We start from the raw sequence: 26,616 nt of genomic DNA, 5'->3' as shown, positions 1-26,616 counted from the left end.
TAGGGCGCCGTGCGTCCTGGGCACCCGGGCCGGGTGTCCCGGCCATGTCCCCAAGCTCCACCTCTCGCGGTCCTACGGGGCGTGGTGCTGTGGTCCCGCGGTCCACGGCTGTGGCGTCATGGGCGGGCGGGGAGACCGCGGTCCGGGGCGGCGGCCGTGCCGCGCGTGCCGGCGCAGAGGATCCGCAGCCCCAGGGACGTCGCCGAGTGCAGCACGTACTTGCCGTCGCGGCGGCTGGTCACGAGGCCGCCGTTCCGCAGGACGTCGAGCTGGTGGCTGGCGCTCGACAGTGCCAGACCCACCGCCGTGGCGATCTCGGAGGTGGTCCGGCCGTCGCTGCGCCTGACCACCTCCGCCAGTACCGCCGCCCGGGACCGGCCAAGCAGCCGGGCCGTGCCGCCCTCGGTCGCGTGCGCGATGACCAGCGGGCTTCTGGTCGCGGGAAAGACCAGCACCGGCGGCTGCTCCGCGTCGGCCGGCGCGGTCGGGCGGCGCCAGCAGAAGTACGAGGGGACGAGGAGCAGACCGCGCCCCTGAAGGTACAGGTCACGGTCGACGGGATAGTCGACCTCCAGGAGGGGACTCTTCCAGTGGGCGAACGGGCGCAAGCTGTCCAGGAGGGCACGGGTGCCACCGCCCAGCAGGGCCCGGGCTCTGCGGCCGATGTCGTCTCGGACGACCGCGCGGACCTCGGCCCAGTGCGGTTCCAGCAGGGTCCTGAAGTAGTCGGCGAGTGCGTCGGTCAGCGGGGTGAGTCCGGCACCGCCGCCCGGCCTGCCCAGAGCCGTGGCCCAGCCGGGGAGCGGATGGGACTCGGCAAGCCGGGCCAGGTCGCGGGCGAGCTGCGGGCGCGGGGTGGCGCGCAGGAGGTCGAGTTCCTCGGCCAGGGCGGCCCCGGTCACCGGCGGGGTGAGGAAGTCCGGGATGTAGCCGAAGCTCGGGACCAGCGTGCCCAAGTGCCGGAGAGAGTGACGCAGTGGCGCGTCACGCGGGACCCGGTGCCGGGCCGAGCGACGCCAGTGGCCGAATTCGAGTGGCCCCTGCCCGGTCCGTAGGCGACACAGGCTGCAGACGATCTCCCACAGCGGATCGGGCTCCCGCGCCAGCCGGATGTTCTGCAGGTCGTCGGTGGTGAAGTGGATGCGAAGCATGTCCCCTCCTTCGAAGCCGCGCGAGCCGGGAGACTGCCAGGGAAGACGCACCCCGGCGACGAGCGGTTGTCTCCTCGCCCGGGCGCCCCCCGGTGCTCCGCACACGGATGCCGCGCCCCCTTCTCTTCGCGTCCGCGGCGACGGCCGAGGCTCTGCCCACGCTCCGGGCCGCTGTCGTACAGCACGGTGTCCGCGGTCACGGGCGGCGCCTCCCGGCGGATCGCATACAGCCCGCGTCGCCGGACAGACTGAACTCTGCACCGTGTGCCGACAGCGGCAGCCGGCACGGTGGCAGAAGGTGAGACGAAGGTGGCCCGGGCGCGATGTGCGTCCGGGCCTGTGACGAGGGGGGAAGGCCGATGCCTGAACAGGATGCTCCCAGCGGCCCGAAGCCGGGGCCGGAGCCGGAGCCGGAACGGGAGCCGGAGCCGGGTCCGGAACTGAAGCCGCGGCCGCAGCCGCGGGGGAGGGCGCGCCGGGCGCGGGAAGCCGTCGCGGAGGCCGACCGGTGGGCAGGGGCACCGCGCCACACCGCGACCCACCCGAGCGCGGCCCGCCGCAGAGCCGAGGGGGTCGCGTGAGCCTGGATCAGGTCCCCGCCCCGGCCGCCGGCGCGTCCGCACCCGACAGCGACGTCCAGGCCACCCGCAAGCAGCGGTTGCGCCGACGCCTCGAGCGGCTCATCGGCATCGCCGCGACCGAGGGCAACGAACTCACCCCGCTGCGGAACGGCGACGAGATCTTCCCGGCCATGCTGGACGCCATCCGCGGCGCCACCCACACGATCGACATGATGACGTTCGTGTACTGGCGCGGCCAGATAGCCCGCGACTTCGCCGCGGCCCTCGCGGACCGCGCCCGCGCGGGCGTACGGGTGCGCCTGCTCCTCGACGGCTTCGGCGCCAAGGAGATCGAGCGCGACCTGCTGGAGGAGATGGACAGCGTCGGCGTGGAGGTCGCCTGGTTCCGCAAGCCGCTGTGGCTCTCCCCGTTCAAGCAGAACCACCGCTGCCACCGCAAGGCCCTGATCGTCGACGAGCACACCGCCTTCACCGGCGGCGTCGGCATCGCCGAGGAGTGGTGCGGCGACGCCCGCGGCCCGGGCGAGTGGCGCGACACCCACGTCCGGGTGCGGGGCCCGGCGGTGGACGGCATCGCGGCGGCGTTCGCGCAGAACTGGGCCGAGTGCCACACGGAGTTGTACGACGACCGGGACCGCTTCCACGAGCACGAGCAGGCCGGCACCTCGGTCGTGCAGGTGGTGCGCGGCTCGGCCAGCCTCGGCTGGCAGGACATGCAGACGCTGATGCGCGTCGTGCTCACCTCGGCCGAGGAGCGCTTCCGGCTGGCCACCGCCTACTTCGCCCCCGACACGTACTTCGTCGACCTGCTGTGCGCCACCGCGCGCCGCGGTGTCACGGTGGAGATCCTGCTGCCGGGCCCGTACACCGACCAGCGCGCCTGCCGGCTCGCCGGTCAGGGCCACTACACGAGGCTCCTGGAAGCCGGTGTGCGGATCTTCCAGTACCAGCCCACGATGATGCACGCGAAGGTCGTCACCGTGGACGGGGTGGCCGCCCTGATCGGCTCCACCAACTTCAACCGCCGCTCGATGGACCACGACGAGGAGGTCATGCTCGCCGTCCTCGACGAGGGCTTCACCGCCGCGCTGGACGACGACTACGACCGGGACCTCGCCCGCGGCGTCGCCATGGACCCGGCCCGCTGGCGGCGGCGGGCCGCCGTGCAGCGGGCGAAGGAGGCGGCTGTCAGGGTGATCGGCCGTTTCCTGTGAGCGGGCCCGCGGGTTGCTGTGCATGGGTGACCGCGGTGCACGGCCGAGCGCCGTGCACGGCCGGCCGCGATCCGCGGGCGGCCGCGGCGCATGGCCGACGGCGATGCGGGTAGGCGGCGCCTCGCCGGACAAGGGACGGCGGACCTGAGCACACGCGAGGAGGGGCACGAATGACGACGATGACGGTCAGCAGCACCCAGGTGGGAACGCGGGAGCTGCCGGAGATCGGTGACCCCGCCAAGGTGGCTCCGCAGGACGCCCGGGCGCTGTCGAAGCTGTTCTTCGAGCGGCTCTCCGTCCTGGAGGAGGGCACGCACGAGTACCAGTACGCGCGCAACACGCTGATCGAGATGAACATGTCCCTGGTCCGCTTCGCGGCCGGCCGCTACCGCAGCCGGAACCCGGAGGAGCTGGAGGACATCGTCCAGGTCGGCATGATCGGGCTGATCAAGGCGATCGACCGGTTCGAGCTCTCCCGCGAGGTGGAGTTCACCTCCTTCGCCGTGCCGTACATCGTGGGCGAGATCAAGCGGTTCTTCCGGGACACCTCCTGGGCCGTGCACGTGCCCCGGCGGCTGCAGGAGGCGAGGGTGCACCTCGCGCGGGCCACCGAGGAGCTGCGCAGCCGCCTCGGGCGCACGCCCACCGTCAAGGAACTCGCCGAGCTGATGAGCCTGAGCGAGGAGGAGGTCACCGAGGCCCGCATCGCCTCCAACGGCTACAGCGCCGCCTCCCTGGACGCCGCCCTCACCCACGACGACGAGAGCGAGACGCCGCTGGCGGACTTCATCGGCCGTGACGACGCCGCCCTCGAACTGGTGGAGGACTTCCACTCCCTGGCCCCGATGATCGCCGCCCTCGACGAGCGGGAGCGGCAGATCATCCACTGGCGGTTCGTCGACGAACTCACCCAGAGGGAGATCGGCGAGCGGCTCGGCGTCTCGCAGATGCACGTCTCCCGGCTGCTCTCGCGTTGCCTGGCCCGGCTCCGCGAGGGCCTGCTCGCCACGAACTGAGGCCCCGCGCCGGCACGGTGGGGCCCGCGCATCCCCGCAACAGCCCGCCAGGCCGTCCCTGGCGGGCTGTTCATTGGTATGGACATGCTCAAATCGTCAAGCTAATCTCGAACTTGGTCTAGACCGCGTCGGACGTGTGCCCTCCGGTTGTTGCCGTACTGCCGTCCTGTCCCGCTCGCCCGGCAGTGCGCCCGAGGTGTGCGTCCGCCCCCACCCGCACCTCGGACCAGGGAGCCCACCATGCGCAGGAAGCTCACCTCCTTACTCGTCGGCCTCGGCATCGCCGGGTCGGCCGTGCTGGCCACCGGCGGCAGCGCCCAGAGCCACGGCTACACCGACTCGCCCGTCAGCCGCCAGCAGTTGTGCGGCAACGGCACCGTCCGCAACTGCGGCCAGATCCAGTGGGAGCCGCCGAGCGTGGAGGGCCCCAAGGGCTTCCCCGCGCGCGGGCCCGCCGACGGCCGCATCTGCGCGGGCGGCATCGGGCGCTTCTCCGAGCTGGACGACCCGCGCGGCGGGAACTGGCCGGCCACCAAGCTGACCGCGGGCCAGAGCCACACCTTCGTCTGGCGCATCACCGCCCGGCACGCCACCACCGACTTCCGCTACTACATCACCAAGGACGGCTGGGACCCCAGCAAGCCGCTGACCCGGGCCGACCTGGACCCGCAGCCCTTCCTCACGGTGCCCTTCGGCGGCCGCCAGCCCGGCTCCACGGTCACCCACGCCGGCACCCTGCCCCAGAAGACCGGCCGCCACCTCATCCTCGGCGTCTGGACCATCGCCGACACCGGCAACGCCTTCTACGCCTGCTCCGACGTACGCTTCTGAGGTGCCCTCGGGCCCGGCCGGGTCCGCACGACCACCCGGCCGCGCCCGCCCGGTGGGCGAGCACCGAACCGACCCCGGGCCGGCCCATCGGCCCGGGGTCCCGCCGTCCGACGCCCGGCGCCCCGCCTCGCGGTCACGGTGACGCACCCGGCGCCGCATCCGTGGCGGCCGTGTGACGGCGCCGCAGGCTGAGCCGCGCGGACAGCAGGCCGGCCACGCCGACCAGGGTCCACAGGGCCCACGGGCCGAGCGCGTACACGGCGCCGCCGACGAGCGGCCCGGCGCCCGTCCCGATCGTGTAGGCGACGCCGTGCAGACCCTGGTAGCGCCCGGTCATCCCCGGGGGAGCGAGACCGCCCAGGTAGGCCTGCGAGATGGAGCTGGTCAGCATCTCGCCGAGGCTCCAGACCACCACCGTCGCCGCCAGCGGGCCCATGCCGGTCATGAACCCCGTCAGCGCGAGGCCCGCGCCGGTGACGAGATTGCCGACGGCCAGGACGTACTCCGGCCGGCGGCGGGCGACCACACCGGTGAGGGGCAGCTCCAGGGCCAGCACGAGCAGGCCGTTGAGGCCGATGAGGAGGCCGAAGTCGCGCTCGCTCAGCCCCACGTCGTCGACGTGCAGGGGCAGGCCGACCGTGGACTGGACGTAGACGAACTCGGCGCACACGGTCATCAGCAGGAAGCGCGTCAGGGCGCGGTCGGCGAGCACCTCCCGGTACCCCGCCGCCCGGTCGGCCCGCGCGTGCGCGCCGCCGCGGCCGGTCCGCGCCCCGGGCGGGTCCCGCAGCAGCACCCCCACGACCACGCCGAACAGCAGGCACGCGACCGCGTTGCCCAGAAACAGCCCCGCGTACGAGGTGGCGGCGAGCACACCGCCGATGACGCCGCCCAGGGCCGCGCCCACGTTCATCGCGAACCGGAACACCCCGAAGGCGGCGAGCCGTTCCTGGTGGGACGCCGCCACGGAGTCGAGCAGCGCGGCGGCCGCGGCCGGCCGGTAGACCTGGGACGTCACCCCGATCAGACCGACCACCGCGACGACGACCGGCAGCGGGCCGAGGTACGGCACGAGCGCCGTGAGACCCGACGTGGACACGGCGGAGAACACGATGGTCCAGCGCCGGCCGACCCGGTCGGCGAGGTGCCCGCCGACGGCGTTGCCGAGCACCTTGCCCACCCCGGACGCGCCCAGGACGAGACCCGCGGCACCGGCGGAGTGGCCGCGCCCGGTCAGGTAGAGCACGAGGAACACGGGCAGGAAGTTGCCGACCTGGTTGACCAGGATGCCGAGGCTGATGACCCACACCCGGCCCGGCAGGCCACGCAGCGCGTCGCGGAACCGCGGCTCGGTCCCGTGCGGCCGGGGAGGCGCCGCGCTCACGCGACCGGCTCCGTCCGCACACGCAGGGCCGCGGCCAGCCGTCTGCCGTGCGCGACCGCCTCGGCGGCGGTGGCGCCCCGGGCGACGACGTGCCCGGCCTTGTCCTCGTTCCAGGTCAGCGGCGGCACCACCGCACCCGGCACCGCCCGCACCTCAAGCTCCACCAGCGCCGGGTCCGCGCGCACGGCCTCGGCGCCGGTCACCTCCACGACCCGCCCGGGCCGCGGCGTGAGGAACCGTACGGCCGCCCCGCCCCGGGGCGGGGGTGCTGCGGCGAGCGGTTCCAGCAGGCCGAACGCGGCGCCCAGCGCGTACCGCTCCATGTCGACGCCGTGGACGGTCTCCGTCAGCTCGTTGATCCGATCGCCGCCGACGCGGTTGTGCGACTCGACGATCCGCGGGCCCCGCGCGGTGAGCTTGACCTCCGTGTGCGCGGGCCCGTCGCGCAGCCCCACCGCGTCCAGGACATCGCGCACCAGCCAGGCGACCTCGCGCAGTGTCCCGGCCGGGCGGGCGCTGGGCTGGGCGTGTCCGACCTCGACGAAACCGGGGCCGCCGCACTCCTTGTCGGTCACCGCGACGACCACGTGCCGGCCGTCGAAGGACAGGGTCTCCACGCTGACCTCCGGCCCGTCCAGGAACTCCTCCATGAGGAACGCGTCGAAGGAGTCGGCACCGGCGAGGTCCCCGGCCCTCCAGGGCCTGTCGCCGAGGGACCGGAACCGCCGCACGACGCCGTCCACGTCGGCCCGGTCGCGGACGGGGAAGACGCCCAGACTGCCCGACTCCCGGAGCGGCTTGACGACGAACGGCAGCCCGTGCGCCGCGGCGAACTCCCGTACGTCCTCAGTACGACGGCCGATCGCGAAGGCCACCGGACTGATGCCGCGCGCGGCCAGGTGCCGACGCAGCCGCCCCTTGTCCAGCAGCAGTTCCACGGTGGCGACGGACGTCCCCGGCAGGCCGAGCGCCTCGTTGATCCGCGCCGCCGGCAGCAGCCCCGGCTCGAACAGCGACACGGCCGCCCGGAACGGGTACGCCGCGTGCAGCGCCCGCACCAGGGTAAGGAGCCGGTCGACGTCGCCGTAGTCGAGCAACAGCGCCTGGTCGACGCACGGGTGGTGGCCGCGGTCGTACGCGTCCGGGTACTGGACGTGGACCACGTCCAGGCCCAGCTCCCACGCCTTGCGCACGTGCGCGCTCCGGCCGCCGACGACCAGGACGCGAGGCCGCCCGGCGGTGCGCGCCGGGGACCGTCGGCCGGTGGGGACGACATCGTCGGACAAGGTGGCTCCCTCTCTCACGTTTCCTCCCGGCGGCTTCTTCGCCCGGCGGCGTGCCGCCGCGGCCGGGCCCGGGGCCACGACGGCGCCCAGGCCTGCGCCCACGGCGCACCGGGCCCGGGCCACGGCTCCCGTGCGGCCGCATCACGCTATGACGGGTTCCGGACAATCGACTTCCGGTACCGGAGGGGGCCGCCTAATCTGCTCGGGTGCCGACCGAACTCAGCCCGACCGCGCGGGCCCTGCGCACCATGGAGATCCTCCGGAACCGCCCCGGCGCGACGGCGCACGAGCTCGCCGCGGCGCTGGGGGTCACCGAGCGGGCCGCGCGCCGCTACATCGCGATCCTCAAGGAGGCCGGCGTCCCGGTGGAGTCGACCCGGGGCCCGTACGGCGGGTACCGGCTGGGCCGCGGGACGCGGCTGCCGCCGGTGGTCTTCACGGAGGCGGAGGCGCTGGGCCTCGTCATGGCCGCGCTCGACGACTCCGACGAACTCGTGGGACAGGCGCTGGGCAAGGTCATCCGGGCCCTGCCGGAGCAGCTCGGCCGCCAGGCGGCGACGCTGCGCGACCACGCGGCGGCCGCGCCCGACCCGCGCTCGGTGCGGCCCGACCCGGCCGTCACCGGCGCGCTGGTCACGGCGTCGGCCGCCCGGCGGAGCGTGCGCGTGGCGTACCGGAGCGAGGCGGGGAACGAGTCCGAGAACGAGGTGGACCCCTGGGCGGTGGTCGTCCGCCACGGCCGCTGGTACCTGCTGTGCCGCTCGCACCGCGCGGACGCCGTCCGCACGTACCGGGTCGACCGGATAGGCGCGGTCCAGGAGACGACCCGCACCTTCGCACCACCCGAAGGACTCGACCCGGTGGCAGCCCTGGAGGAGAACCTGGGCACGGGCTGGGAGTACCGCACCCACGTAGTCTTCGACGCCCCTCTGTCCGAGGTGGCCCCCTGGGTCAGACCCCCCATGGGACGACTGGAGGCCTCCGGCGACCGCTGCGTCCTGCGCGGCAGCACGGGCACGCCGGACATGTACGCGGAAAAATGGCTGGCCAGGATGCCGTTCCCGTTCCGCGTCGAGGGCGGCCCGGAACTCCGCGCGGCGGTGGCGGCGGTGGCCGCCCGCTTCTCGGCGGCGGTGAACTTTGGTGCCGCGCCGGGCGCGCCGGAGCCTGGCCCTGCCGGGGCACGGTGAGCCGCCCGCCGTGCTGGGTCGGTGGAGCGCTGGATGTGCCCTGAGGCGGTCACAGCCTCGAGATGCGGGCCCTCCAGGACCAGCCGACGCTGAGCACCGCGTCCCGCAGGGGGTTCTTCAGGTCCGCGGTGTCAGTCCTTGCCTGCCTCTCGAACCGGCGCTTCCCGTCAGGTCCGCGTTCGAGCGTCCAGGCGGAGGACACGTACCGGTACTGGCCTCGGCCCCAGGTGTACAGGGCGCCGCTCTCGTTGCCCAACTGCCGCTGGTAGTCCAGGCAGCGGACCTGGTGCTCGTCCGGCATCAAGCGCATCCGCGTCTGCGGCACCGAGTCGTCTCTGACCCTGCAGAAGTACGCGCGCCACGCGGGGTCCGTGACGTGCCAGTGCGCCACCAGGTCGGCTTTCTCCTTGGGCAGCCCGGCACGTATGGTCCATGGGGCGCCGGCCCTGTTGAGGCCGAGCAGCGCCGCACGAACCTCCTCCGGCGAGCGGGGGACGCTGCCCGCGGGAGGGCGCGTGACGCGTTCGAAGCGACTGAAGAGACCCATGGGAGCAACCTATGCGGTGAGCGCGGGGCGAGCGCCGGCTACACCAGGTCGGGGGGCGCGGTGGGCCAGCGGGTCCCGGACGACGTCCTGCGGTCGGAGGTGGGTGCGGAAGTCGGGCAGGCCGCTGGTGTGCCGGGGCGTCTGCCGGATGGTGATCCTGCTCCCGTCGTTGCCGTGGCCGCGGTCGGCTTCGGGTGGGCCGCCCGACCCGGCCCACTGCATTCGACGTCACATAGCCTGCAGCCATGACTGAGACACTGACGCCGACTCCCGACGACGCCTTGAAGACGCTGCTGGCCGGTAACCAGCGGTTCGTCGCCGGTTCGCCCGAGCACCCCAACCAGGACGCCGCACGCCGCGCCGCGACCGCACCGGGGCAGAGTCCCTTCGCGGTGCTGTTCGGATGCTCCGACTCCCGGCTGGCCGCCGAGATCATCTTCGACCGGGGGCTGGGCGACCTGTTCGTGGTCCGCACCGCCGGGCACGTGGTCGGCTCGGAGGTGCTGGGCAGCATCGAGTACGGGGCGAGCGTGCTGGACTGCCCGCTGGTCGTGGTCCTGGGCCACGACTCGTGCGGCGCGATCGCGGCAGCCAAGGAGGCCGCCGACGGCGGCCGGGCGCCCGCCGGCTTCGTCCGTGACGTCGTCGAGCGGGTGACCCCGAGCGTGCTGGCGGCCCGCGCCGCCGGACGCGGCCAGGACGAGGAGATCCTGCACGAGCACATCCGGCACACCGCGGACCTGCTGCTGGACCGCTCCCGCGTCCTGGCGGAGAAGGTGGCGGCCGGCCGCCTCGCCGTGGTGGGCCTGTCCTACCGGCTGGCCGACGGCAGCGCGCAGCTCGTCGCCTCCCACGGCCTGAGCGAGCCCGCCGCCTTCGCACGGTAGTACCCGGCGGGCCCGCCCCTGTCGTACGGGCGGGCCCGCGCGGTGTTGTCGCCCCCGGCTCGTCGCAGGCGCCGACGAGCAGCCCGGTCCGCGGAATGCGGCGAGCACAACGGTGAAATAATCGCGAGGGTGACCGCACGAACCAGTGACATCGACATCGACAAGGCGGCCGGTGTGCTGCGCGCCGGGGGTCTGGTGGCCCTGCCGACCGAAACCGTCTACGGGCTGGGCGCCAACGCCGAGGACCCCACCGCCCTCGCGCGTGTCTTCCAGGTCAAGGGGCGCCCGCCCACTCATCCGCTGATCGTGCACATCGGCGGCGCGGAGTACCTCGGCGACTGGGCCCAGGACGTGCCCACGGCGGCGCGCCTGCTGGCCGAACACTTCTGGCCGGGCCCCCTCACGCTGGTCCTGCGGCGCGGGCACCGGGTGCCCCTCGAAGCGACCGGCGGGCTTGAGACGGTGGCCGTGCGCGTGCCTGGCCATCCCGTCGCGCTCACGCTGCTGGAGGCCTTCGGCGGCGGCATCGCGGCACCCTCCGCCAACCGCTTCGGCTCGGTCAGCCCCACCACGGCGGACCACGTCCGTGCCGAGCTCGGCGACGGTGTCGACTTCGTGCTGGACGGCGGCCCCTGCGGGGTCGGCGTCGAGTCGACCATCGTCGACGTCACGGGCGACGTCCCCAGCATCCTGCGGCCGGGCGGAGTGACACGCGAGGACCTCGAAGCGGTCCTGGGGCGCCCGCTCGCGGTCCCCTCCACCAGCCGCGTCCGCGTGCCGGGCCAGCATCCCTCCCACTACGCGCCGCGCGCCCGCGTCGTCCTCGTCGAGCCGGAGCACCTCGTCGCCGAAGCGGAGCGCGCGCAGGAGCTCGGGCACCAAGTGGGCGTCTTCCTGCCCGCCTGCCTCGCCGACGCCCCGGTCAAGGCGCATGCCCAGGTGGCGGTCCCCGCTGCGCTGAGCGCCTACGCGCGCGAGCTGTACGGGTTCCTGCGCGCACTCGACCAGCAAGGGTGCGACCTCATCCTCGCGTCCCTGCCCACGGAGGAGGGCCTGGGCCTCGCGATCGCCAACCGGCTCCGCCGCGCCGCGGGGCCGCGCACCACTGTGTGATCACGCCAGGCACCGCGCCTTCGTGCTCCGCCGGAGACGGGGAGGAACGGATGACGCTCAGATGGTCGCCCACCGGCATGGCAGACCCTCCTGACCCGCCTCGTGCGGCGGGCGCGCGGCCGGACGCCGTTGCGGATGACGGTACTGCCGCGGCGCATGGTCAGAACATGTTGCTGTAGCACTTCCTCGAAAGGGCCCAGACGTAGTACCACTTGTCCTCCCGCAGTGGCCGGGTGTCGTTGTCCGCTCCGGCTTGAAGCAAGCCCCACAGGCCAGAGGTTGCACCACCGGCCACTCCGATGACCCACTGGAGGGCCGGACCATAGACAGCAACAAGCGTTGCTGACACACCCGGGTCGCCCGCTCAGCAGGGCGTCGCCCCCAGGAGAAGAGGCGGTCGGCCCGGGAGCCGCGAAGAGATACCGTCCCGAAGCTGCTGTGGCCACCGCCGATAGGTCGGCATGACGGTGTGCGCTCCGTGGTGCATGGCGCCCCACGCTTGGCACGATCCTTCGGCGTCGCGACGACGAAAAGCAATGTCAGTGCCGTCCAATCCGCTGCGCCGTCAGCCTCGGAATACGGGTGGAAGCAATCGCCGTCCTGGAGAGGTATCGCGTGAAGGAAGTCGTGCACATCGGATCGCGGGCGGCTGCGGGGCCCGATCTGCAGGAGTTGATGGCCCGGGTGGCCCGTGGTGACCAGCGGGCGTTCTCCTACGTCTACGACGTCGTAGCCGCTCCCGTACTGGGTGTGGTGCGCGCTGTGCTGCGTGACCACGCCCAGTCCGAGGAGGTCACTCAAGAGGTCCTGGTCGAGGTGTGGCGCACCGCGCCGCGCTACCGCGAGGACCGCGGCACGGCCATGAACTGGATCCTGACCCTGGCGCATCGGCGCGCCATCGACCGGGTCCGCTCGGTGGAGGCCGCCTCCGCCCGTGAGCACAAGGCGGCGCTGCTGGCGCACACTCCCGCGTTCGACGAGGTCAGCGAGCAGGTCGAGACACGTCTGGAGCGGGAGCAGGTCCGCCGCTGCCTGCGTACGCTCACCGAGGTGCAGCGGCAGTCGGTGTCCCTGGCCTACTACCGGGGCCTGACCTACCGGCAGGTCGCGGAACTTCTCTCGCTGCCCCTGGGCACCGTCAAGACCCGCCTGCGCGACGGACTCATCCGGCTGCGCGACTGCTTGGGAGTGAGCGCATGACCCACGGCGTTGATCCTCACACGCTCACCGGCGCCTACGCCACCGACGCCCTGGGCGACGAGGAGCGTCGCACGTTCGAGGAGCATCTGACGCGATGCCCGTCGTGCCTGCTGGAGGTCCGGGAGCTGACGGCTACCGCCGCGCGGCTCGGACTCGCGGCGGCCGCCTCGCCGCGCCGCACCATGAAGGACGAGGTGCTCCGGCGCGTCACCACCGTACGGCAGGAACCACCGTTCACGGAGTCCGCAGGGCAGGCCCGCGCCCTGCGGCACCGGGCGCGTCACGCGTCGCGCTGGGCACTGGCCGCCTGCGCCGCCGCGGCCACCGCGCTGGGCGGCACCACCGTCTGGCAGCATCAGCGGGCCGACGAGGCGCGGGAGAGGGCCCGGCAGACGCAGGAGCGGTCCGAGGACCTGGCGGGCTTGATGGCTGCCCCCGATGCCAGGACGCGCACCGCGAAGCTGGCCGGTGGTGCCAGCGCGACGATCGTCGTCTCCGACAGCCGCAACCAAGCCGCCTTCCTGGCCGCCGGCATGGCGAAACCACCCCGCGGTAAGGTCTACCAGCTCTGGTTTCAGGACCAGGGTTCCATGCGCTCCGCCGGGCTGCTGGATCCCGAAAGCACCACCACGGCGACCCTGATGAAGGGCCCGGTCGGCAAGGCCACCGGCATGGGCATGACCGTCGAACCCGCCGGTGGTTCCCCGGAGCCGACCTCACCGCCCGTCGCCCTCCTGGCCCTTCCCACCTGAGCGGGCCTGCCATCCGGGCCGATGGTCCTGAGCGGAACGACGGCGGGCGGCGACGAGTGACGGCAGCGGGTCGCCCACCTCCTGCGGGCTTCAGTCGACGGTGACGAGGACGGAGTGCCAGCCACTCGCGCCGTCGGGGATGGTGCGGGTGCGTTCTTGCGTCTGCGTGGTGCCCGTACGGTCGGTGGCACGGACAGCCAGGGTGTGGCTGCCGGGTGCTGCCCGCCACGGGAAGGACCACTGGCGCCAGGTGTCGCGGGTGTCCTCGGCGGCGAGGTCGGCCTGCTGCCAGGGGCCGTCGTCGACGCGGATCTCGACCTTGTCGATGCCGCGGTGCTGGGCCCAGGCCACACCGGCGATCGTGATGGTGCCTGCTCCGAGGCGGGCGAAGGGCTTGGGCGTGTCGATGCGCGACTGGGTCTTGACGGGCGCCTTCCGAGCCCAGTCCCGCTTGACCCAGTAGGTGTCGTAGTCGTCGAAGGTGGCCAGTTCGATGTCCGCGATCCATTTGCACGCGGACACGTACCCGTACAGGCCGGGGACGAGCATGCGTACCGGGAAGCCGTGGGCGAAGGGCAGCGGTTCGCCGTTCATGCCGAGGGCGAGCATGGCGTCACGGCCGTCCATCACGTCCTCGACGGGCGTGCCCAGCGTCATTCCGTCGACCGAGCGGGCGACGAGCTGATCGGCCGGCCCGCCGTGGGACGGAGGCTTGACACCGCATCGGGTGAGCAGCCCCTCGAGAGGTACGCCGATCCAGCGCGCGTTGCCCGCGTAGGGACCGCCGACTTCGTTGGAGACACAGGTCAGCGTGATGTCGCGCTCGATCAGGGGCATGCGCAGCAGGTCGTCGAAGGACAGGCGCAGTTCACGGGCCACACCCTTGCCGTGGATGCGCAGGCTCCAGGACGTGGCGTCGACCTTGGGCACGACCAGGGCGGTGTCGACCCGGTAGAAGTCCTTGTTGGGCGTGATGAAGGAGCTGATGCCGGCGACACGCAGCGCGCTGCCCTTCGGGACGGGAGCAGCCGGGGAGGCGGGCGAGGGCAGGACCACGCGGCTGCGGGACCGGTCGGCCCGTTCGCCGATCGTGCCGTGCAGGCTTCGTGCGAGCAGCCCAGCGCCTGTCGAGGCGGCGGCTGCGGCCGCAGCCGCGACGACGAACCCGCGTCGGTCCCACGGCGCCGGGCCTGTTGCCGGGGGCTGGTCGGTATGCACCGCTGCCACTCCCTGGCCCCCTGGTGTCGCTCCCTCGCCTTCATGCCTGGGGTCGCCGGTGCCGCCGTCGCCGACACCGAGAGCGGCGGCACCGAGCGCGGGGGGTCCGGGGATGGCTCCGTCCTCCGCCGCATCGCGTGGCGTCGGATGCTGACTCGTGCGTCCGGCCGCAAGTGGTTGCGTCGGCACGCGTCCTGCCAGCCAGTGGAGGAGCCCGGCGCCCACCACGGCGCCGACGGCGGAGGGCAACGCGTCCGTGGCGCTCGTGGAATCCGGACGACCGGTCGCGGCGAGCGCCCCGACGACCCCGAACAGCAGCACACCCGCGGAACCCACCCGCCGGTGCCGTACGGCCAGGACACCCAGAGCGAGTGCGACCAGGGCCAGCACGCCGAGGATGCCCCCTTGCAGGACGAGTTTGTCGCTCGTGCCGAATTCGCGGATCGCCCACACCTTGACGGACGACGGAGTCCGGTCGATGGCCGCACCACCGACCGCCACCACAGGACCCGCCTGGGGCCGCACAGCGGTCGACACCAGTTCGGCCACCGCGAGCGCGGCGTAGCCCGCCAGCAATCCGCTCAACGCCCCCAGACCATTACGCCGCAAGGCGGAGCGGAGCCGTGACGCCCTCAGTTCATCGCTCATGCCCGACATCCGTGGCCGCTGCCCCCGCGGATTGGTACCGCCCGCTGTCGGGGGCCCGGAGCGTTCGTGGAGCAGATCGTGAAGCTGGGCGTCGGCACCCTGCCGACCTGCACGGAACAGAAGAACGTCAGTCCGGGCGGATGAAAACCAAGCCGGATGGCCCACGGCTTCGAATCAAGGGTGTGCACAGATCAGCAGTCCGGTCTCCCCCGCCCCGCGCCCCCCTTCGCACAAGGACTGCGCAAGGCCGCGCCACGCCGTGGCCACGCTCCGAGGCCCGGCCCGCCCGGACGAGTCGGAAACCTCCGGACACCTCGACGGTCCGGAACGGCCCTTCCCCGGCGTGCGACGACAACGACCGGTCCCAGCACACCGCCCCGCGCGCAGATGCGCGGTTCACCCCTACCGAGGAGAAAGACATGAGCACCACCTTCCGCATCCGCCGCGCAGCGCTGGCCCTGACCGCCGCGGCCGTTCTGCCCCTGTCCCTGACGGCCTGCTCGGACGACAGCGACAGCAAGGACGGTGCGTCGGACAAGAAGTCCGCGGCCACGCAGGACTCCGCGAGCAAGGAAGCCCCGGCCGACCCCAGCGGCATGAAGGGCACGGACGCACCCTTCGGTCCGGCGTGCTCCTCGGTCCCCGAGGACGGGGCGGGCAGCTTCGACGGCATGGCCGAGGACCCGGTCGCGACGGCCGCCTCGAACAACCCGGCCCTGTCCACCCTGGTCACCGCGGTCAAGAAGGCCGGACTCGTCGACACGCTCAACAACGCCAAGGACATCACCGTCTTCGCCCCCACCGACGACGCCTTCGCCAAGATCCCCAAGAAGGACCTGGACAACGTCCTCAACGACAAGGCGCAGCTCACCAAGGTCCTGACCTACCACGTCGTGGGACAGAAGCTGACGCCCGCGGACCTGGAGGACGGTACTTTCCCGACGCTGGAGAAGAGTGAGATCAGCACCACGGGATCAGGGGAGTCCTACAAGGTCAACGACTCCGCCGACGTCGTGTGCGGCCAGGTGAAGACCGCCAACGCGCATGTGTACATCATCGACACCGTCCTCATGCCGAAGAAGTGACCCGCTCAGTCCCCACACCTGACGCCTGACCTGCACACCTACGCGTCCCGGCTGGTGGCTCCACATACCGCGGAGCCACCAGCCGACAACGCCTGCCAAGGCCTGCCCGATCAAGGCCACGTACCTGACGGGAGCGAACACCTACCGCCTGATGTCGGGGCTTCGCCGCGGGCCAGGTCCCGGACCGGCAGGACGAGTTCGGGCCCGGTGCGGTGGTACGCCGGACGAAGCGCCGGCGGCATGTGCGGGCGGCCGGGAAGGTGTCCGTGTCAGACGGAACTACGATCGCCCCTCTCAGCGGCACAGGGGCCGTCGTTCCGTGGGCGCCCGGCAGGCCTTCAGTCCGCTGATCCGGGGTTCTTGCGCCGGTTGGCATGGAAGCGTGCCTTCTTCTGCCGATTCCCGCATGTGTTCATGTCGCACCATTTGCGGGTGCGGCTTCGGCTGGTGTCGAAGAACGCGGCTTGACAGGTTGGCGATGCGCACAAGGCCAGTTTTCCGTCTCGCTCGCCTGCGATGATGCTGATCGCGTCGGCGGCGATCACGCTGAGGGCGTCTTCCACGCGGGAAGCCGGGCCGAGCTGCCATCGTCGCTTGCCCTCGGGCGTCAGGATCGCCGTCGCCCGGCCCTGAGCGCTGCGGTCGTTGATGACGTGGACAGCGGACGCGGGGAGAGTGTCCTGGAGCGCGGCCGCGGTCGCGGCGGCGTGGATCGACTCCCTCAGTTCCCGTGCCAGTTCGAGCTGGGCGGTGGTGCACGAGTCCACGGCGAGGCCGTACACCGCCAGCCAGTCGACGAGCCGGTGCGGCGTGGGAATGCGCTCCACGGCGTCGCCGTGACGCTCCGACAGCGTCCCCGTGAAGCTGGTCGCCAGCACGGCACCGAGGCGGAAGTCAGGGAACCCGGCACGCATGGAACCACCATAGCCGGTTGCGGCGCCGCCCGAAGAACTGCTAGAACCGTCTTAGCCGGTTCCCGATAGGTCGTAGCCGGTTCCGCGACGGTCAGGAGGTCCCATGCCCCGTCCGACCAGCGACGTACAAGCATGTGAAACCCACGCGACTGACGCCGACCTCGACGATCTGCGCGCGCGGCTGGCCGCGGCGCGGCTACCGGAGGCCGAGACCGTCCATCGCGCCCCACCCGGCCCCCGCCGGTGGGAACAGGGCGTTCCTCTCGCTGACCTCGTCGAGGTCGTGGACTACTGGCGCACCGGCTACGACTGGCGGTCGTTCGAGGAGCGCCTCAACCGGATCGGCCAGTTCCGCACGACCATTGACGGTCTGGGCATCCACTTCCTGCACCGCCGGTCGGCGCGCGCGGATGCCACTCCTCTGCTGCTGACGCATGGCTGGCCGGACAGCGTTGCCCGGTTCGTCGACGTCGTGGACGAACTGGCGGATCCGACTGCCGCGGACGCACCGGCGTTCCACGTCGTGGCCCCGTCGCTGCCGGGCTTCGGATACAGCGACAAGCCGACCACCACCGGCTGGGGAACCGAGAAGATCGCGGCCGCCTGGGTGGAACTGATGGGCAGGCTCGGCTACCACAGGTTCGCGGCCCACGGCGGCGACTGGGGAGGCAACATCACCACGATCCTCGGCGGCAGGTTCCCGGCGCACGTTCTGGGCATCCACACCACGTTCGCGGAAGGGCCGCCCGGGCTGACGACGGACGTTCTGACGGCGACCGAGCGCCAGTGGGCCGAGGAGACGCGCGATTTCTGGCGCAACCGGTCGGCATACGCGAAGCAGCAGGCGACCCGACCGCAGACCATCGGCTACTCGCTCGTCGACTCACCGGTCGGGCTCCTCGCCTGGATCCTCGACAAGTTCGCCGAGTGGTCGGACACCGAAGACAGCCCCTTCGAGACGATTTCCCGAGACCGCGTTCTCGACAACGTCACCCTGTACTGGCTGACGCGGACCGGCGCATCGGCCGCCCGCATCTACTACGAGAGCCACAACTCGCTCGACCCCGAACTCAGGGTCGACGTCCCGGCGGCAATCACTGCCTATCCCCGCGACACCGAGAAGTGTCCGCGCCCCTGGGCGCAGGAGCGGTACCGACGGATCGTCCGATGGAACTCGCCCGACAGCGGGGGACACTTCCCGTCGCTGGAGGTTCCCGAGTACTTCGTCAAGGACCTGCAAGAAGGCCTCGCGGCAGTACTCACCGCCAGCCGGTGAACGCGACTGGGCCTCAGCGCACCCGGCGCACCGCCACCGCGTTGTACGGCGTCGTCGGCGTGGGCTCCTCGTTGAAGCGGGAGTTGGGCAGGTAGAGCCGGTTCCCGTACGCGGCGACGGTCGTGGGGATGCGGAAGCGCGGGTCCGTGATCCGGGCGATCGCCGTGCCGCGCAGGCCCGTGGCGTCCATGCGGAACACGTCGACGGCGTTCTGGAGCTGCTGGACGACGTAGAGGGTGCGGCCGAGGAGGAGGGCGCCGTCGCCGTCGGGAAGCCTGTGGGCGCCGAGGTCGACCCGGCGGGCGTCACCGGTGCGCGGGTCGACGCAGTACAGGCTGCCGCCGTGGGCGTGGACGTTGATCACGAGCAGGCCGCGGCCGTCCGGCGTCCGCGCCAGGCCGTTGGTGGTGAACCCGTCGGCCGGGGCCTGGACCCACTCGCCCCGCAACGGCAGCGTCACCACGTCCCGCGGGGCGGGCAGCTCACCGCGCGGGCCCAGAGGCAGGCCGTACACCTGCTGCTGGGTGGAGTCGGTGAACCAGGCGGCCCGGCGCGTGAGGACGACGTCGTTGACGACGGTGGCGGGGGTGCCGACCTCGTACGTGGCGAGGACCCGGCCGCTGCGGCCCTCGACGACGCGCAGGTGGCGGGCGAGCCCGCCGGCGATGAACAGCCGGCCGTACCGGTCGCTCTTGAGGCCGATGCTCATCGCGTCCGTCCCGGTGTCCACGGTCTCGCCCCGGCCGGTGGCGAGGCTCGCGCGGTACAGGGAGCCGCCCCCGAGTGACCCGAACCACGCGTAGGGCCCCGGCCCGACCGCGATGCCCTCGGGCCGGAAGCCGTCGGGGAGCGGGAACTCGGTCGGCCAGAGGGCGTCCGCGGACTCGGCGCGGGCCGCCGCCGCGCTCGGCGCGGGCACGGACGCGGCGCCCGCGGGGCCCGCGGCGCCGAGCACCTGCCGCCGGGAGACCCGGGGCCCCTGTGGAGCACGCGCCGCACGCGCCGCGCGGGAGTCACCGCAGACGCAACAGCCACCGGAGACACAGGAGTTATGGAGATGGGGGCCTGCCATGGCCTTCGTCCTTCCGCAGTGGGGACCCGACCCGCCCACGGAACCACAACGGGCGTACCACCGTGCCGTTTTCCGCCCGCGGCGGAGGCGGACCGACGGCCGCCCCGCCCGGGCCCCCGGCCGGGACACCTCGGCCGTGTCGAGGCGGGGCCGCCTCACTCCCCGCGGTCGTCGCACCGGCGGAAGGCCGTGCGGTACGCGCTCGGCCGGCGCCCCGTGTGCCGGGTGAACACCGTACTGAACGCCCCGGCGTCGCCGTACCCGACGGCGGCGGCGACGCTCGCGACGGTCCGGTCGGTCGTCTCCAGCAGGAGGCGGGCCCGGCGCACCCGGGCGGTGTGCAGATACGTCAACGGCGTCTCACCGGTCTCGCCCTTGAAGCGGCGGAGCATGGTGCGGGGGCTGACGCCGAAGGCCCGGGCGAGGGCGGGCAGGTCGTAGCGGACCGCGAGGTTCTGGTCGAGCCACCGCCTGACCCGGAGCGAGAAGCCGCTGCCCACGGCCGGCAGCAGGGCAGGGTCGACGTAGGCGGACTGCGTGGACCGCGCGTCGTCGAGGAGCGCGACGCGCGCCGTGGCCCGGGCGACGCCGGGGCCGTCGTGGTCGCGGACGAGCCGCAGCGCGAAGTCGTACATCGCGCTGAAGGCCGCGGTGGTCGTCACCCCCCGGTCGGTGACGACCAGCCGCTCCGGGCGGAGGCGCACGTCGGCGTACCGGCGCCCGAACCGGTCCGCGTACAGCCAGGACGTCGTCGCCTCGCGGTCGCGCAGCAGGCCGGCTTCGGCGAGCAGGAACGCGCCGACGCAGATCGAGACGACCGCGGCCCCCGACGCCGCCTGCGCGCGCAGCACGGCGGTCTCCGGCCCGAGGCCCGCCAGGACCGCGTCGAGGTCGAGGGCGGGGGAGAGCGCGAAGCCCGGCACGAGCAGCATGTCCGCGGGCCGCACCGCCGCGACGTCGACGCGTGTGCCGCCGGACGCGAACACCCGGCGGCGCGGCGAGACGACCGACGTCTCGTAGGACGGCCCGTCCGCGCCCCGCGCCGCCGCCACGTGCCCGGCCATGGTCAGCAGGTCGAGGACCCCGAACACCTCCGACGCGAAGCAGCCGGGGTAGGCCAGCACACTCACGCGCAGCGGACTCACAGGGCACCTCCGGTGGGCAGGCGGGCGGCGGGCGACGGGCGGTCGGTGGACGGGGATGGCGGTATCACCCCGCAGCCTGGCGATGCCGCCGCTTCCGGGGGAGGACAGCCTCTCGCCATCCTGTCCGCCATGACAACCGAACGAGGCCGCGGCGACCCCTTGCGGGACTTCGACCGCAGGGCCGTCGACGTCGACGGCACGAGCAAGACCGTGTACGTGTCCGGGGCGGGCCCCGCCGTCGTCCTGATGCCGGAGATGCCGGGCATCAGCCCCGACGTCGCGCGGTTCGGGCGGTGGCTGCGCGACTCCGGCTTCACCGTGTACATGCCGTCCCTGTTCGGCGTCGACGGTGCCTACCCGCGCGCCGAGGCCGTGGACACCGTCGTCCGGCGCGCCTGCGTCAGCGCCGAGTTCCGGGCCTTCGCCGGGGGCGGCACCAGCCCCGTCACCGCCTGGCTGCGCGGCCTGGCCCGCCGCGCCCACGCCGAGTGCGGCGGGCCGGGCGTCGGCGCCGTGGGGCTCTGCTTCACCGGCAACTTCGCCCTGACCATGGCCCTCGAACCCGTCGTCGTCGCCCCCGTGCTGAACCATCCGTCGCTGCCGCTCGACGACCCCGGCGGCCTGGAGCTGAGCGCCGACGACGCGGCCGCCGTCGCCGCCCGCGTCCGCGGGGACGGCCTGACGGTCCTGGCCTACCGCTTCGACGACGACACCTGGTGCACCGGCCGCCGGTTCGCGGCCTACCGGGCACTGCTGGGCGACGCCTTCGACGGCCGCGTCCTGCCCGGCTCGTCCGCGAACACCGACCCGCCGCCCTTCTTCCGCGACGTCGTCGGCTGCCCCCACAGCGTCGTCACGGCCCACCTCGTCGACCGCGAGGGCCACCCCACCACCCGGGCGCGCGACGAGATCATCGCCTTCCTCGCGGAGCGGCTCCACCAAGAGCGCGCGCAGGCGCGCGATCCGGAGCGGAAGGTGCGGGGAAGCGGGTGATGTGCCGTACGCGCGGTCGGACGGTGACCGACATGTCAAAATTCGAGGTGCGCGAAACGGGGGTGTCGCTTCGTCCTCAGCGGCAGAAGGTGAACCGCGCCCCGGACCCGCGCGCACCACCTGACGAGAAAGGATGCCATGACCACCGAGACGCTGGAGTTTCAGGCTGAAGCGCGGCAACTCCTGCAGTTGATGGTCCACTCGATCTACTCCCACAAGGAAGTCTTCCTGCGTGAGCTGATCTCCAATGCCTCCGACGCCCTGGACAAGCGGCGCCTCGCCGGCCTCAAGGACGAGAGCCTCAAGGCCGCGGACGACCTGCACATCGCCATCGAGGTCGACAAGGAGGCCCGCACCCTGACCGTGCGGGACAACGGCATCGGCATGTCGCGCGAGGACGTGGTGGGCCTCATCGGCACCATCGCCCGCTCCGGTACGGCCGAGATGCTGCGCCGGCTGAAGGAGAACAAGGAGTCGGCCGAGCTGATCGGCCAGTTCGGCGTGGGCTTCTACTCCGTCTTCATGGTCGCGGAGAAGGTCACCCTGCTCACGCGCAAGGCCGGCGAGGACGAGGGCGTCCGCTGGGAGTCGGACGGCGGCGGCACGTACACGATCGAGACCGTCGAGGACGCGCCGGAGGGCACGGCGGTCACCGTCCACCTGCGCCCCGCCGACGAGGAGGACGCCCTCCACGACTACACCGACGACCAGAAGATCCGCGAGGTCGTCAAGCGGTACTCGGACTTCATCTCCTTCCCCATCCGCATGGGCGAGGAGACCCTCAACTCGATGAAGGCGCTGTGGGCGCGCCCGCGGTCCGACGTCAAGGACGAGGAGTACCGCGAGTTCTACCGGCACATCACCCACGACTGGGCCGACCCGCTGGAGATCATCCCGATGCGGGCGGAGGGCACCTTCGAGTACGAGGCGCTGCTGTTCATCCCGTCCCGCGCCCCGCGCGACCTCTTCCAGCGCGACGCCCGCCACGGCGTCCAGCTCTACGTCAAGCGCGTGTTCATCATGGACGACAGCCGGGAGCTGCTGCCGGACCACCTGCGCTTCGTCAAGGGCGTCGTGGACGCCGCCGACCTGTCGCTGAACGTCTCCCGCGAGATCCTCCAGCAGGACCGGCACATTCAGCTCATCCGCCGCCGCCTCGCCAAGAAGGTCCTGTCCACCATCAAGGACCTCATGACGAACGACGCCGAGAAGTACCGCACCTTCTGGCGGGAGTTCGGCGCCGCCGTGAAGGAGGGGCTGCTCGACGGGTCCGAGAACCACAAGGCGATCCTCGACATCGCCTCGTTCGCCTCGACCGCCGGCGACGAGCCCACCACGCTGGCCGACTACGTCTCCCGGATGAAGGACGGCCAGAACAAGATCTACTACGTCACCGGCGAGAGCCGCGCCCAGATCGAGAACTCCCCGCACATCGAGGCGCTGAAGGCCAAGGACTACGAGGTCCTGCTGCTCACCGACCCGGTGGACGACATCTGGGTCGACACGGTGCACGAGTACGACGGCAAGGAGTTCCAGTCCGTCACCCGGGGCGAGTCCGACGTCTCCGCCGAGGAGGAGGTCTCCGAGGAGGACACCGAGGCGTACAAGGCGGTGCTCGGCTGGCTCAACGACACCCTCGACGACGTCAAGGACGTCCGCCTGACGACCCGTCTGACCAGCTCCCCGGCCTGCCTGGTCAGCGACAACGACGGCATGACGCCCGCGCTGGAGAAGGTGTACAAGGCGATGGGCCAGGGCTTCCCGCCGGTCAAGCGCATCCTGGAGCTGAACCCGCAGCACCCCCTGGTCAGCGGGTTGCGGTCCGCGTACGAGAAGCGCGCCGACGACCCGGACCTGACCGACATGGCCGAGCTGCTGTACGGCACGGCGCTGCTCGCGGAGGGAGGGGACCTGGCGGACCCGGCCCGCTTCGCCACCCTGCTCGCCGACCGCCTCAGCCGCACGATCTGAGCGTGCCCGCGCGATCTGGGCGTGTCCGGACGCGCATGACGGCCCGCGGCTGACGGCCTCCGGGCGACGGGCCCCCGCCTCCACCGGACGGAGCGGGGGCCCGCCGCCGTCGTGCAACAGTGCCGCGCCGGGCGTCCAGGGGCGCGATCCGGCCATCACGGGATGCTGCCGTTGCCCGGGCCGCGCCGCCGTGTGACGGTCGGCTGGCACGTACGGTCGAACGAGCGAGGGGGCAGGAATGAAGACTCGGCGGATCCGTCCGATACCCGCGGTGGCGGCCCTGGTGGTGGGCGGCCTGCTCGCCACCGGCACGCTGGGGACGGCCTACGCGGTGACCCGCGCGGCCCCTCCCGCGTCCACGCAGGCCGTCGCGTTCGGCTCCCTGCCCCCGGAGGAGCAGGACCGCCTGCGCCAGATCGCGGCCGCGATCTGGCCCGACCAGGCCGCGGGCTGGGACATGAACACGGACGTCGCCGACGTCCTCTCCCAGGCCACGGGGGAGATCCTGCGCTGCTCGGAGGCGTTCGCGCTCGTCCCGCGGCCGCCGGGGTTCGTGCCGGGGCTCAGCTATCTGCGCTCCTACTGGAAGCAGCTCCGCGACTACTTCCTCGCCGTCAAGGAGAACCGCACCTACCGCGTCTGCGTCGTCAACGCGGCCCGCAACTACCGCACCGCGATGGAGCTGGCCTCCATGGGCGTGTGACCCGCCGGGGTCTTGGGCCGTACGGGCCCGGGGACGGGGACGGGGCCGGGACGAGGTCGAGGACCGGGACGTCCGGGAGCGCGCGGGGGCCGCGGGACTGTGGCCGGTTAGGCCGCCTGCGGAGGACCCGCGTCCGGTGATACTCGGGCTCGGCAACCTGTCCCCCCCCGTACCCGGAGGCCGCTCATGCCCCAGACCCGTGCCCACACCGACGCCGTGCTCGAAGCCTGGCTGTCCGGCGCCGAGAGCGCGTACGGCCAGACGAACCCGGCCGGGCCGCTCTACGTCGGCGGCGCCGCGGCCGAGGCCGCGCTCACCGACCCGAGCGACTCCCTGTACGGCTACTGCTCGAGCCCGAGCGGGTCGCACGGCAGTTACTGCTGTTGACCGCCGCGCTGTCGTGGGGCCCGTGACGGGCGGGGCGCGACCGTCTGACCAGGCAGTCGCGCCCCGCCCGCCGGGGTCGCTCAAGGGCATCAGCGGGCGCGGGGACGGGGGCGGTGGACAGTGACGGGAACCGGGCCGAAGGCAGCCGGGCGGAGGAGACAAGGGCCGAGGGCGGCGGAGCCGCAGGAACCGGGGCCACAGCAGGCGGAGCCGGAGCGGATGGCGCCCCGGCAGGCGGAGCAGGAGTCGGTGGCCTCCGGTGACGAGGGGCGGTGGTTCGACCGGCCCGTACGCGCCCTCGCCCGGCCCTGGCGGGACGAGCTCGCCCGCCGCCTGGCCTCCGTCCCGGCGCTCGGCGCCGGAGAACGGGAGGTGGTGCTGGAGGCCGGGCACACCGCCCTGCTCCAGTCGCTGCACGCGAAGTTGTCCCGCCTCTTCCTGATCGAGCTGCACGCGCTGCGCCTGGCCGAGGGCGAACGGGCCGCAGGTCCGGGCCCCGGGGCCCGCGGCGAAGGAACCACGGGCCCGGGCCCGGTGGCCCAGGGCGAACCCACCGTCGTCCCGGGCCCCGCGGCCCACGGTGAAGAAACCACGGCACCGCGCCCCGCGGCCCGCGGCGAAGCGGCCACCGCCCCGGGCCCGGCGGCCGACGCCGGGCACGCCACGTGGGCCGCGTTCATCGAGCGGGCCTCCGAGGACGGCTACCTCGCCTCCCTGGCCCCCCGCTACCCGGGCCTCGCCGCGCGGATCGCCTCCGTGGCGCGCCTGTCGGTCGCGGCGACGGCCACCTTCGCGCGGCGCCTCGCCGCGGACCGCGCCCTGCTGCGCCCGCTCCTCGGCGCCCCGCCGGGGGAGGTGCGCGCGGTCACCTTCGGCGCGGGCGACAGCCACCGGGGCGGCCTGACCGTCAGCCGGGTCGACCTCACCGGTGGCACCGTCATGTACAAGCCCCGCCCGTCCGGGGCCGACGTGGCGCTGGGCGCGCTCCTGGACGAGGTGTTCGCGGACTTCCCCGGCGCCCCGCCGCCGGAGCGGCGCATCCGGGTGCCGCGGACCCTGGCGCGCGACGGCTACGGCTGGGCCGCCTTCGTCCGCCACCGCTACTGCGCGGACGACGCCGAACTCGCCGCGTTCTACAGGGGCGTCGGCCACTGGCTGGCTCTCCTGCGCCTCACCGGCGGCACCGACATGCACGCCGAGAACATGATCGCCGCGGGTCCCGCGGCGGTGATCGTCGACGCCGAGACGCTCTTCGACGCCCCCGCGCCCTTCCCGCCCAGCGGCCGCGGCGACGCGGTCGACGTCGCGGCCGCCGCCATCCGCCGCACGGTGCTGCGCACCGGCCTGCTGCCCGTACGCGGCACCGGCTTCGCCCTCGGCGGCGTGGACATCTCCGGCGTCGGGGCGCTGCCCGGCCAGCAGCCGCTGATCCCGCACCCGGTGATCGCGGACGGCGGCACCGCGGCGGCCCGCTTCCGGGTGGACCTCGCGCCCCTGCCCGCCGCGGGCAACCACCCCGGCCCGGAACCGGTCCTGAGCGCGTACTGGGACCGGGTCCTCGCCGGGTTCCGCGAGATGACCGCGCACCTGCGCCGGCCGGGGAGCGACCCGTACCGCCTGCTGGGCCGCTTCGAGGGCGTCACCGCGCGGCGCATCCCGCGCCCGACGCAGGCGTACGTCGACATCGGCAGGATGCTGTGGCACCCGGCCTCGCTGCACGACGAGCCGGCGGCCGTCGCGCGGGCCCGGGACATCCTGCGCCGCAACGCCGAGGTGCTGCCCGGCGCGCCCACGGACCGCGCCGCCGTCGACGGCGAGATCGCGGACCTGCTGGTCGGCGACGTGCCCATGGTCACCTTCACCGTCGACGCGGCCGCCGTACGGGCCACCGTCGAGGACTGGCGCACCGCCGACCTGGCGCTGGAGGAGACGGTGATCCAGGACGCGCTGGTGGGCGCCTACCTCAACGAGCGGACGCTGCCCGGCCGGACGCGGGAGCCCGCCCGCGCCCCGCACGCCCGCGACCGCGCGCGCCGCCGCCGCGCCCGCGAC

Annotated in this window: 23 protein-coding genes; 15 read left to right on the top strand and 8 right to left on the bottom strand. The window is 73.1% G+C overall.

The features are described from left to right. Window positions 1-116 precede the first annotated feature (116 nt). Window positions 117-1,151: an ArsR/SmtB family transcription factor gene (locus IE330_RS17960; RefSeq protein WP_190137052.1), complete on the bottom strand. Its 1,035-nt coding sequence runs from the start codon at window positions 1,149-1,151 to the stop codon at window positions 117-119. A 577-nt stretch (window positions 1,152-1,728) separates the two neighbouring features. Here IE330_RS17960 and IE330_RS17955 point away from each other — a divergent pair. The 3 genes from IE330_RS17955 (at window position 1,729) to IE330_RS17945 (ending at window position 4,793) form a co-directional block, all read left to right on the top strand. Continuing rightward, window positions 1,729-2,946, top strand: a complete 1,218-nt coding sequence (locus tag IE330_RS17955; protein WP_190137051.1) for a phospholipase D-like domain-containing protein — start codon at window positions 1,729-1,731, stop codon at window positions 2,944-2,946. Between the two features lie 170 nt (window positions 2,947-3,116). Next, complete coding sequence (locus IE330_RS17950; RefSeq protein ID WP_190137050.1) at window positions 3,117-3,962, top strand: RNA polymerase sigma factor SigF; 846 nt, start codon at window positions 3,117-3,119, stop codon at window positions 3,960-3,962. A 240-nt stretch (window positions 3,963-4,202) separates the two neighbouring features. After that, the gene (locus tag IE330_RS17945) at window positions 4,203-4,793 is read left to right on the top strand and encodes a lytic polysaccharide monooxygenase auxiliary activity family 9 protein (protein ID WP_190137049.1); all 591 of its coding nucleotides are present in this window, start codon (window positions 4,203-4,205) and stop codon (window positions 4,791-4,793) included. A 133-nt stretch (window positions 4,794-4,926) separates the two neighbouring features. On the opposite strand, the gene IE330_RS17940 is transcribed toward IE330_RS17945, so the two are convergent. Next, complete coding sequence (locus IE330_RS17940; protein ID WP_190137048.1) at window positions 4,927-6,177, bottom strand: MFS transporter; 1,251 nt, start codon at window positions 6,175-6,177, stop codon at window positions 4,927-4,929. Continuing rightward, the gene (locus IE330_RS17935; RefSeq protein ID WP_190137047.1) at window positions 6,174-7,463 is read right to left on the bottom strand and encodes an ATP-grasp domain-containing protein; all 1,290 of its coding nucleotides are present in this window, start codon (window positions 7,461-7,463) and stop codon (window positions 6,174-6,176) included. Before IE330_RS17935 ends, IE330_RS17940 begins: the two co-directional genes overlap by 4 nt. A 206-nt stretch (window positions 7,464-7,669) precedes the next feature. On the opposite strand from IE330_RS17935, the gene IE330_RS17930 reads away from it, so the two are divergent. Next, window positions 7,670-8,653 (top strand): helix-turn-helix transcriptional regulator, encoded by a 984-nt coding sequence (locus IE330_RS17930; protein WP_190137046.1) that lies wholly within the window; start codon window positions 7,670-7,672, stop codon window positions 8,651-8,653. Between the two features lie 49 nt (window positions 8,654-8,702). On the opposite strand, the gene IE330_RS17925 is transcribed toward IE330_RS17930, so the two are convergent. After that, complete coding sequence (locus IE330_RS17925) at window positions 8,703-9,200, bottom strand: hypothetical protein (protein WP_190137045.1); 498 nt, start codon at window positions 9,198-9,200, stop codon at window positions 8,703-8,705. Window positions 9,201-9,445: 245 nt separating this feature from the next. Here IE330_RS17925 and IE330_RS17920 point away from each other — a divergent pair, with 245 nt between their 5' ends. From IE330_RS17920 to IE330_RS17905, 4 genes are all read left to right on the top strand, one after another. Continuing rightward, window positions 9,446-10,087, top strand: a complete 642-nt coding sequence (locus IE330_RS17920; RefSeq protein ID WP_190137044.1) for a carbonic anhydrase — start codon at window positions 9,446-9,448, stop codon at window positions 10,085-10,087. Window positions 10,088-10,216: 129 nt separating this feature from the next. Then, entirely contained in the window at window positions 10,217-11,200 is a 984-nt protein-coding gene (locus tag IE330_RS17915; RefSeq protein ID WP_190137043.1) for an L-threonylcarbamoyladenylate synthase, read from the top strand. A 615-nt stretch (window positions 11,201-11,815) separates the two neighbouring features. Further along, entirely contained in the window at window positions 11,816-12,400 is a 585-nt protein-coding gene (locus tag IE330_RS17910; protein ID WP_190137042.1) for a sigma-70 family RNA polymerase sigma factor, read from the top strand. Further along, window positions 12,397-13,152 (top strand): anti-sigma factor, encoded by a 756-nt coding sequence (locus IE330_RS17905; protein WP_190137041.1) that lies wholly within the window; start codon window positions 12,397-12,399, stop codon window positions 13,150-13,152. Before IE330_RS17910 ends, IE330_RS17905 begins: the two co-directional genes overlap by 4 nt. Before the next feature lie 90 nt (window positions 13,153-13,242). Here IE330_RS17905 and IE330_RS17900 read toward each other — a convergent pair whose 3' ends face one another. Continuing rightward, a complete protein-coding gene (locus IE330_RS17900) occupies window positions 13,243-15,018 on the bottom strand; it encodes a molybdopterin-dependent oxidoreductase (RefSeq protein WP_190137040.1) in 1,776 nt (591 codons plus the stop codon). A 419-nt stretch (window positions 15,019-15,437) separates the two neighbouring features. Between IE330_RS17900 and IE330_RS17895 the strand changes: the two genes are divergently transcribed. Beyond that, window positions 15,438-16,103: a fasciclin domain-containing protein gene (locus tag IE330_RS17895; RefSeq protein ID WP_190137039.1), complete on the top strand. Its 666-nt coding sequence runs from the start codon at window positions 15,438-15,440 to the stop codon at window positions 16,101-16,103. Between the two features lie 338 nt (window positions 16,104-16,441). Here the strand turns inward: IE330_RS17895 and IE330_RS17890 are convergent, their stop codons facing one another. Continuing rightward, window positions 16,442-17,017, bottom strand: a complete 576-nt coding sequence (locus IE330_RS17890; RefSeq protein WP_190137038.1) for a CGNR zinc finger domain-containing protein — start codon at window positions 17,015-17,017, stop codon at window positions 16,442-16,444. 103 nt (window positions 17,018-17,120) lie between these two features. On the opposite strand from IE330_RS17890, the gene IE330_RS17885 reads away from it, so the two are divergent. Beyond that, window positions 17,121-18,293: an epoxide hydrolase family protein gene (locus IE330_RS17885; protein WP_190137037.1), complete on the top strand. Its 1,173-nt coding sequence runs from the start codon at window positions 17,121-17,123 to the stop codon at window positions 18,291-18,293. A gap of 13 nt (window positions 18,294-18,306) precedes the next feature. Here IE330_RS17885 and IE330_RS17880 read toward each other — a convergent pair whose 3' ends face one another. Continuing rightward, window positions 18,307-19,365, bottom strand: coding sequence for an NHL repeat-containing protein (locus IE330_RS17880; RefSeq protein ID WP_229925731.1), 1,059 nt, complete (start codon window positions 19,363-19,365; stop codon window positions 18,307-18,309). A 155-nt stretch (window positions 19,366-19,520) separates the two neighbouring features. Beyond that, window positions 19,521-20,510 (bottom strand): GlxA family transcriptional regulator, encoded by a 990-nt coding sequence (locus IE330_RS17875; protein WP_229925730.1) that lies wholly within the window; start codon window positions 20,508-20,510, stop codon window positions 19,521-19,523. 129 nt (window positions 20,511-20,639) lie between these two features. Here IE330_RS17875 and IE330_RS17870 point away from each other — a divergent pair, with 129 nt between their 5' ends. From IE330_RS17870 to IE330_RS17850, 5 genes are all read left to right on the top strand, one after another. Then, a complete protein-coding gene (locus tag IE330_RS17870; RefSeq protein ID WP_190137036.1) occupies window positions 20,640-21,503 on the top strand; it encodes a dienelactone hydrolase family protein in 864 nt (287 codons plus the stop codon). A 138-nt stretch (window positions 21,504-21,641) separates the two neighbouring features. Beyond that, on the top strand, window positions 21,642-23,474 hold the full coding sequence (gene htpG / locus IE330_RS17865) for a molecular chaperone HtpG (RefSeq protein ID WP_190137035.1): 1,833 nt from the start codon (window positions 21,642-21,644) through the stop codon (window positions 23,472-23,474). Between the two features lie 238 nt (window positions 23,475-23,712). Further along, the gene (locus tag IE330_RS17860) at window positions 23,713-24,177 is read left to right on the top strand and encodes a hypothetical protein (protein WP_190137034.1); all 465 of its coding nucleotides are present in this window, start codon (window positions 23,713-23,715) and stop codon (window positions 24,175-24,177) included. Window positions 24,178-24,363: 186 nt separating this feature from the next. After that, window positions 24,364-24,564 carry a DUF6229 family protein gene (locus IE330_RS17855; protein ID WP_190137033.1) on the top strand — a complete coding sequence of 67 codons (201 nt, stop codon included), beginning with the start codon at window positions 24,364-24,366 and terminating at the stop codon, window positions 24,562-24,564. Window positions 24,565-24,783: 219 nt separating this feature from the next. Further along, window positions 24,784-26,616, top strand: a 1,833-nt coding sequence (locus IE330_RS17850) for a DUF4135 domain-containing protein (protein WP_229925729.1), incomplete at its 3' end; no start/stop codon positions are given.

The sequence above is a fragment of the Streptomyces longispororuber genome, assembly GCF_014656095.1.
Taxonomy (GTDB): Bacteria; Actinomycetota; Actinomycetes; order Streptomycetales; family Streptomycetaceae; genus Streptomyces; species Streptomyces longispororuber.
Note: the sequence above shows the minus strand (reverse complement) of the source record. Positions and strands in the feature narration are given on the sequence as shown.